General features: G+C 58.7%; 1 protein-coding gene. It reads right to left on the bottom strand.

Annotated features, from left to right (window positions below; all coding sequences use genetic code 11):
* Window positions 1-105: 105 nt before the first annotated feature.
* Window positions 106-429 (bottom strand): DUF6894 family protein (locus tag C7G61_RS43560; protein WP_244608805.1); only part of this gene is annotated, 324 nt, incomplete at its 5' end.

Raw genomic sequence — 429 nt, 5'->3', positions numbered from 1 at the left:
AAACGCCCAAAGGGCGAATTTTCAATCGCCGGCTACGGAGAGGCAGGATGACGAACCTCGGCCTTAAGAGGGGCTGAACTCGCTCTGCACCCTGCGGGCTCGTCCTTAGTGGATGGTCGGCATGACGGCGGAGAATGGGATCAGCAGCATTTCGTCATCGTCCTCGTCACTGACATAGACGTGCCAGTCCGAGAAGTCGCGTGTGCCGTAGGCGCTCTCGACGAGTGCGCGCGCCAAGGTAACAGCCCAATCACGAGCCTCTATCAGATCGAGAACCTCTGTTCCGTTACGATCGATCAGGATCTCGCCGGGACCTGCGCAGTGAAAGTACAGATAGAACATGTAAGCCTCCATCTCGATAGCTCCACTCTGGCACGGGGCGCTCCCGGCTTCTGTGCTCACGATCACGGTTCCCAGCAGAGTCCGCTG

This window comes from Bradyrhizobium algeriense, assembly GCF_003062295.1.
GTDB lineage: Bacteria > Pseudomonadota > Alphaproteobacteria > Rhizobiales > Xanthobacteraceae > Bradyrhizobium > Bradyrhizobium algeriense.
Note: the sequence above shows the minus strand (reverse complement) of the source record. Positions and strands in the feature narration are given on the sequence as shown.